Below are 7,095 nucleotides of genomic sequence, written 5' to 3' on the forward strand. Positions count from 1 at the left end.
AGACTATACTGTAAACGATTTAAAACAAAATAACACTACAGAAGATTTCGGTAAACATATTAAAGTACAATTTCTTTTGGATTGGGATCCTGCGAAAAACCCTGTATACGAGACAACTCTTGCAGAACTAAAATCACAAAGCCCAGAGATTGCCTCCAAAAAAGTATTTCATTCTAAGTGGACTGAAACAGGGGGATTAAAACCTGGGAAAATGGATTGGTTTTGGATAAAGTTTGTATTTGAAGACAACGGCACAGATCAGAACGTGTTCCAAGGGGATAGTATTGCGCTAAAAATGGAGTTCCAAGCCAATCAAACAGATGGACAAGAAAGATAAATTTAAGAGCATGTTACTGGTAAAAAGTAAAACTGAGCTTATGCCTTTTAATTATTTAAAAAATTGTAGGTTATTTAAAATAAAACACAAAAAGAACTTGTAGGAATCCCTACAAGTTCTTTTTTAGATAATGCAAAAAAGGTGAAACAAACTATCTCATAATTTGAATCGGAGCAAACACTCTAACTACGGGTTGCCTTCATTATATACCAAATCTTAAAATGTGAAGTTATAATGTTTGAAAATTATGTGAATTCAGAGAGAGAAAATAAAACCCTGATTATAATCCCTAAAAATATCCAAAGGTTTTGCAATTAGACTATTAAAAAGAGTCTTATTTAAGATATTTCTATAATGAAAAAAGACACCTGTGAAGGTGCTTTTTCATCTCTTCTTATTAATCTTAGGCAGAATAATATTTATAACAATAATAGGTAGTAGGTACTCTTAGGTTAATGGCGATATGATGATACCCCTAAATGAATAAAACAATTTAACATAATAAAATAATACTCGGATGGGAGCCCAATACATATTATTAAAATTAAAGTGGTTCAAGTCGGAAGGCACCTTTGGGTGTCTTTTTTTTATTTTCCTTCGACAGAATATGACAAAATAGTTGTAACCGTTTCTGTTATGATAGTTTTGGAAATCTTACATTTTACATAACTGGAGGAAACATAATGTATAAGAAATTGGGTACAATCGCTTTAACAGGAGCACTTGCTTTTAGTTTAGCTGCATGCGGATCTAACGAGAAGACTAGTAATGGAGTAGAAACAAAAGAAAAAGAGCAACCAAAACAAGAAACAAAAAAAGATAATTCAAAAGAAGGAAAAACAGAATCCGCTAAGGGTAACCGTTCTAATCCTATAGCATTTAATGAAACTGCTTCTATAGACGATGTTATTTTAAATACTGACGGTGGAGAATTTAAGAAATTCAAAGCGAAAGTTGAAGTTTCCATTTTAGAAGTTATACGTGGTGAACAAGCTTTTGGAATTCTAAAAAAAGAAAATGAATTCAACGAACCTGCTCCTGAGGGAAAAGAATGGGTATTAGTTAAAGTAAAAGGGAAAGTAGTAGATGCTGAAACACAAGATTTTGAATATTTACTGTCTGATATGAACTTTAAATTAGTATCAAAAGAAGGACAAGTATATAATCATGAACTATCCGCTGTAACACCTAACCAGTTACATCAAAAATTATACAAAGGCGCTGAAGGCGAAGGTTATATTTCACAAGTTGTAAATGCTGGTGATGACTTTACGATTCAATTTGAAACTCAGAAACAGAATAAAGTATTCTTTAAATCTAAATAATTATATAGGGAGTTAAACATGAAACGAACAGCTGAATTTGTATTAGGACTTATTGGTGGTATTTTTGGTATTATTTGTGCATTTGTTGCACTATTAATCGGTGGTATGGGAGCAGCTTTCGAAGCTGATGGTGCAAATACGATTATCGGATTAGGTTGGGGCGCTGTAGCTCTATCTGTATTAGGAATCGTTGGATCTGTTATGGTAAGAAGTAAAGCGAAAGTTGGCGGTATCATGATGACTGTTGCTGCTATCGGGGGATTTATTTGTATTTCTCTGATTTACTTATTACCAGGAGTATTATTATTAATCGGCGGATTAATGGGTATCTTCCGTAAAGATAAAGCTACTGTATCTGCATAAAATAGGCACTCGAAAGAGTGCTTTTATTTTGATTCGATAAATAAAATCTAACATCCGAGAACAATCGATTGGAGGAATGTATATGAATAAAAAAATTATTGGCAGTGTCATTGGTTTTATAGTTATAATAATCGCACTTGTATCTATGAACATGGTACAAAAAAATTCGGAAGAAACCGAAAAGCAAAAAAAGAAAGAAGCGAATAATATTGCATCTGCTGCTGCATTTTATATCGCAACGGAAACAATGGGTATGATCTCCGAGGATGTATTATCTGGATACTCAACAACCTGGTCAAACGCAATTAATAATCGTAAGGATTTCAATCTAGCTATCGCTGAAAAGAAAAAATCATTTGATAAAACAATTGATACTGTGTCCTCAACCTATATCGGCATGGAAATGAGCCTAAGAGAGTTATCTGAAGCTGCAAAAGAACAACCAGAAAAGTATAAGGAACTTTATGAAGAATATAAAAAAATGTACAGTACCATTACAGCTTTAAAAGAACAAATGGAATCACCGAGCGGGACATTAATAACGTTTAATCAAAATGCGAATGAATTACTTCAAGAATACAAAAAAACAAAAGGCAATATTGATGTTATTATCTCTGACGAAATTAAAGGGAAAATTATAAAAGTTAAAGAAGAAGTGAAAAATAACAAATAGTATACTTAATAAAATATAGATTTGAACCATATTTTTCAATAACCAACATTACTTAAAATAATATTTGGATGGGAGTCCAATACATATTATTAAAATTAAAGTGGTTCAAGTCGGAGAAAGGCACCGTGAGGTGTCTTTCTTATTATTTTTCGACAAAATACGACATTATACAGATAACTAGTTTGCTACCATTAGATTAGAAATCTTACATTTTTTCTGAAATAACTAGTATATACTGGAGGCACTCAACATGAAACGAAAATTACTTACAGCATTAGCATGTAGCGCATTATTTATTGGAATGGTTGCTTGTAGCTCAAATGAGAAGACCACAAATGAATTAAAACCTAAACAAGAAGAAAAGGTTCAGGAAAAGCCGAAAGTTCAAACCATTCAAAAGCAACCTAAAGATAGTTATGTAGTAAATGAAGATGATTTATCTAAAGCAGCACAGTCGATTGGAGAAATCCGAGATGAGCAAACTATAAATGACATGATGATACATATGTGTCTCCAAAAAATCACATTTCATGGGAATAATCTTCATGGTCCCGGTACCCGTTTTATAGGTCAATTTCAAGTGACCAAAGAAAACATTCAATACCTAAAAAACAACTTAAATGTTATCAATACTGATGATGAAAGACAAAGATATGAATCTCTTCTGAACAAATGGTACACTGGAGATTTTGAATCTCCAGTTGAAGACTATAGTGAAATTCATTATTTACGCTCTGGAAAAAAGCAAAGTATGGAAGGATCTAAACTAGCTAAAAAAACTGATAGTGATGAAAAAGAATTTATTCTCCATTACTTTGGCCAAGAAGGATTAGATATTCATAATAAAGAGTGGAAACATGGAGAATTATGAAAGCTTAACTTGATCGGCTTGGCATCCAATACATATTATTAAAATTAAGATGGTTCAAGTCGCAGGAAGGCACCTTTGGGTGTCTTTTATTGTACATAAAAAAGCCTCACCATCTTATAGAAACTTTAAGTCCTTGAAAATAAACATGAATTGCAAATATATTAATTTTATATTAGATTAAAGATTAGCGAATATTCTTAAACTAATAAAGTGCTAAATAGTAGGTGAAAAAATGGAATTTTACGATTTGGGTATTACCATTAAAGAAATTAGAATTAAAAAAAATATATCACAATCTGAATTATGTCATGGAATATGTTCACAAAGTCAAATTAGCAAAATAGAAAAAGGTATGATTTATCCATCTAGCATATTGTTGTATCAATTATCTGAACGGCTTGGTATTGATCCAAATAATATATTTGCACTAACTCAAAACAAGAAATTAAAATACGTACAAAATGTAAAATACGTAATGAGAGATTGCGCAAAGCAAAAACAATATAAAGAACTTTATGAAATAGTAAAACAAGAAAAAAAACAAAATAATTTTCAATCAAAAGAAGATAAACAATTTCTAATATGGCATGAAGCAATTGCTATATTTGAGGTAAATAAATCAACAAAAACTGCTTTAACTCTTTTAAATCATGCATTAAAACTAACTTTAACCAATTCTGATTTTTTATCAGAAAGAGAAATAGATATTATGCAGACAATGGCTATATTTTATGCAGAACACAAAGAATATGAAAAAAGTATTAATATATTAAGAAGATGTTTAACCAATTTTAATAAGTTAGATTTCCCTAGAGATAAAGAAATTAAATTAAAAATCATTTTAAATTTAACAAAATTTTTGGACCTCACACATCAACATGAAGAGGCAATAAAATACCTTGATAAGGGCATCAAATTAGCTATTAATCTAGACACTTTATACCTACTAGGTGAACTATACTATTTAAAAAGTCAGTATTTATTAAAGATTAAACAACATAATGAAGAAGATGTTGTTAATAACATGAAAAAAGCATTATTTATATTTGAACTAAGAGAAAAAGAACATTATATACAAATGATTAAAGATGAACTTATTGAAATACAGAATAAAAAACACTCATAATTTCGTAAAAACTACTTACAAAGCCCACAGGAAAAACCCCTATAGTTTTTAAACTTAGAACTATATTATTAAAATTAAAGTCGTTCGAGTCGGAAGAAGGCACTTTGGGGTGTCTTTTCTTTATTTCTCAATATAAGAACTTTAAGGATATGCTATTATTTAAATACAAATTCCCTTTTGTGCACTGAGATAGTAATACCCAATAAAAAAGCCCACCTATTTCCGTAGGTGGGCCTTGTCTTTATTACACAATATCAAAGTATACTCTCTTTTTCTCATAAGCTTTATGTAATTATACATATTCGTAAAATTACACTAAATAAATATTACATATAGTAAAATATAAATCGTGGACACGTTCTATAAAGCAGATTCTTTTGAAAGACGTAACATATTGACAATTATAAAAGATGTCGCGTCACTCTAATATTGATCTCAAATCTCTTGTATTTTGTAAACTAACAATCTGGTGTATATAGACGATTCTGTTTTATAGGATGTGTTTACACGTATAACAAGGGGATAATACGGATAGATTTATACTAAATGAACGTGGTTCAGGTCGGAAGAAGGCGCCTTATGGCGTCTTTTCTTTATTTTCAAAAGGACCTGCTCAATTAATACCTAAAAACATAAGGTAATGTGAACCCATTAAAATACATGGAATGAACCCTAGTTTTACCCTCTGGCCTAAAGGAGGCACTATTGTTATGGGATATGGTGGTAGTTGTGGCGAAGGCTGCGGTTTCGCTGGAGGATTTGCTTTATTAGTTGTATTATTTATTCTATTAATCATTATCGGATGCAGTTGCTTCTGCTAAAAAAACTATTAGAAAAGGCACCCTTATCTGAGCGCCTTTTCTTTATGTATATTATTTATTATCCGATTCATCAGTTTTATTATAAACACATTTGGCTTCTCCAAAAAGACCACCTGTGTCCCATTCGCCACCATAATACGAATACTTCCTAAGTGAACCATTGTCTCGTATACTTGGATATGATTTTAGTTTATAGTCATAAACCGAAATCATAATGATAATAAATATATCCCCCCGATTAAAAGTGCCGTAGCAACGATTAATATTATTATTCCATCAGGACTATTAAGAATTTCTTTTATATGTTTTTTGCTATTTGCTTAGTTTCTCCACTTGAAAAGAGATAAACAATGGAATGGAGAATTAGTAAGAAAAATGCCGTAATTACCTCTAACATGGCTTATGTACCTCCCTAATATATGTGCACTATTAATTAACCAATAATCTCCTTATACATTATATGAGCTAGGGTACATGGAAATATAACAAATTATTTTTATAATTTAATTTGCTGATCGAAACGGCATTAATACAGGATAGTCCAAGTCGTAGGAAGGCACCTTAGGGGGTCTTTTCTTTATAAAAAAGGACTCCTAAAACGCCTTAAATTAGTAAACTTCAATATTAATCTTTTTATTAATTTGCTTTAACTTAATATATTAATTTTAAGTTAAAAATTTGTTATAATTAGTAAATAATTATATTAATTAGATGGAGAGGATACAATATTATGGGTTATAAGTTTCGTAGAATTATCCAAGTTTCCCCGGGTGTGAAAATTAACTTTACATACACAGGTACGGGAGGGAACTCCATTCCAACTGAATCAAGAATAACAACTTATATACCTGGAACTGGAATCTCGTATACACCACGAATAGCTGAGTCAAACAACTATTATATACAACGAGGGTTTCAAGGGCAAAACACTTCCTATCCCACTATGAATGAACAAGATTACAATACGGTAAGAGCATTTGAGCAGGTAAGAGAAACCAAAACTTACATTGTTACTGCTTTTCGTAAGAAGGATAATCAAGTAAACTCCGTGGGTAGAAAACTAATGAAACCACTTTCCATAATTGGAGGCGTTTTTGCGGGCCTATTCTTAATTATGATGCTTGTTATACCAGCTCTAATCCTGGCAGCCCTTTCTTTCCTATGTTATAAAAATATAAAAACACCATTTGCGGTTGTATGCCCAGAATGTGATGCTGAAAACTTATTCATTTTTGAGGAAGAGAAGATTGCTTGTCGTAAATGTGAGAGCACTCTTATAATCCAAAAATAAAAGGCTCTCAAATACACTTCCCAAAAATGAATTGTAGTATTGAATTCCAAGATGGCCCTCGAAGCTCATAGTTGTTTCCATACCTCCTTGAAGGCTCCAGCTCTCTTTTTTATTTTCGTTCGACAATATATGACAATATAAAGATAGATAATTTGTTATTATATTTACGGATTTATTTACATTAGGAGGAATGAACAACTATGTTTAAAAAATTAGCAGTATTACTTATTGGAGCTCTATTATTATTTGGTTTATCCGCTTGTGACAGCGTTAAATCAATGACAAGTA

8 protein-coding genes and 2 pseudogenes are annotated in these 7,095 nt (G+C 31.2%); 9 read left to right on the forward strand and 1 reads right to left on the reverse strand.

Annotated elements, in window-relative coordinates; translation table 11 throughout:
• The 7 genes from JDS95_RS30140 to JDS95_RS30170 all read left to right on the forward strand — a co-directional run.
• Positions 1-337, forward strand: a 337-nt coding sequence (locus JDS95_RS30140; protein ID WP_242474210.1) for a CalY family protein, incomplete at its 5' end; no start/stop codon positions are given.
• A gap of 683 nt (positions 338-1,020) precedes the next feature.
• Entirely contained in the window at positions 1,021-1,662 is a 642-nt protein-coding gene (locus JDS95_RS30145; protein WP_000277060.1) for a hypothetical protein, read from the forward strand.
• Positions 1,663-1,680: 18 nt separating this feature from the next.
• A complete protein-coding gene (locus JDS95_RS30150) occupies positions 1,681-2,025 on the forward strand; it encodes a DUF4064 domain-containing protein (RefSeq protein ID WP_000831285.1) in 345 nt (114 codons plus the stop codon).
• Between the two features lie 82 nt (positions 2,026-2,107).
• Positions 2,108-2,698, forward strand: coding sequence for a hypothetical protein (locus JDS95_RS30155; protein ID WP_001034981.1), 591 nt, complete (start codon positions 2,108-2,110; stop codon positions 2,696-2,698).
• Positions 2,699-2,948: 250 nt separating this feature from the next.
• Positions 2,949-3,569 (forward strand): DUF6241 domain-containing protein, encoded by a 621-nt coding sequence (locus JDS95_RS30160; protein WP_000823715.1) that lies wholly within the window; start codon positions 2,949-2,951, stop codon positions 3,567-3,569.
• A 232-nt stretch (positions 3,570-3,801) separates the two neighbouring features.
• On the forward strand, positions 3,802-4,695 hold the full coding sequence (locus JDS95_RS30165) for a helix-turn-helix domain-containing protein (RefSeq protein ID WP_000397869.1): 894 nt from the start codon (positions 3,802-3,804) through the stop codon (positions 4,693-4,695).
• Positions 4,696-5,405: 710 nt separating this feature from the next.
• Entirely contained in the window at positions 5,406-5,516 is a 111-nt protein-coding gene (locus JDS95_RS30170) for a YjcZ family sporulation protein (RefSeq protein WP_000540371.1), read from the forward strand.
• A gap of 209 nt (positions 5,517-5,725) precedes the next feature.
• Here JDS95_RS30170 and JDS95_RS31430 read toward each other — a convergent pair.
• Positions 5,726-5,913 (reverse strand): annotated as a pseudogene (locus JDS95_RS31430) (hypothetical protein).
• Between the two features lie 333 nt (positions 5,914-6,246).
• Between JDS95_RS31430 and JDS95_RS30175 the strand changes: the two are divergent.
• Both JDS95_RS30175 and JDS95_RS31435 read left to right on the forward strand, forming a co-directional pair.
• Complete coding sequence (locus JDS95_RS30175; RefSeq protein WP_000540765.1) at positions 6,247-6,807, forward strand: DUF4236 domain-containing protein; 561 nt, start codon at positions 6,247-6,249, stop codon at positions 6,805-6,807.
• Positions 6,808-7,007: 200 nt separating this feature from the next.
• Positions 7,008-7,095 (forward strand): annotated as a pseudogene (locus JDS95_RS31435) (stress protein); the annotation flags it as partial.

It is taken from the genome of Bacillus cereus group sp. N24 (genome assembly GCF_016483345.1).
GTDB lineage: Bacteria > Bacillota > Bacilli > Bacillales > Bacillaceae_G > Bacillus_A > Bacillus_A toyonensis.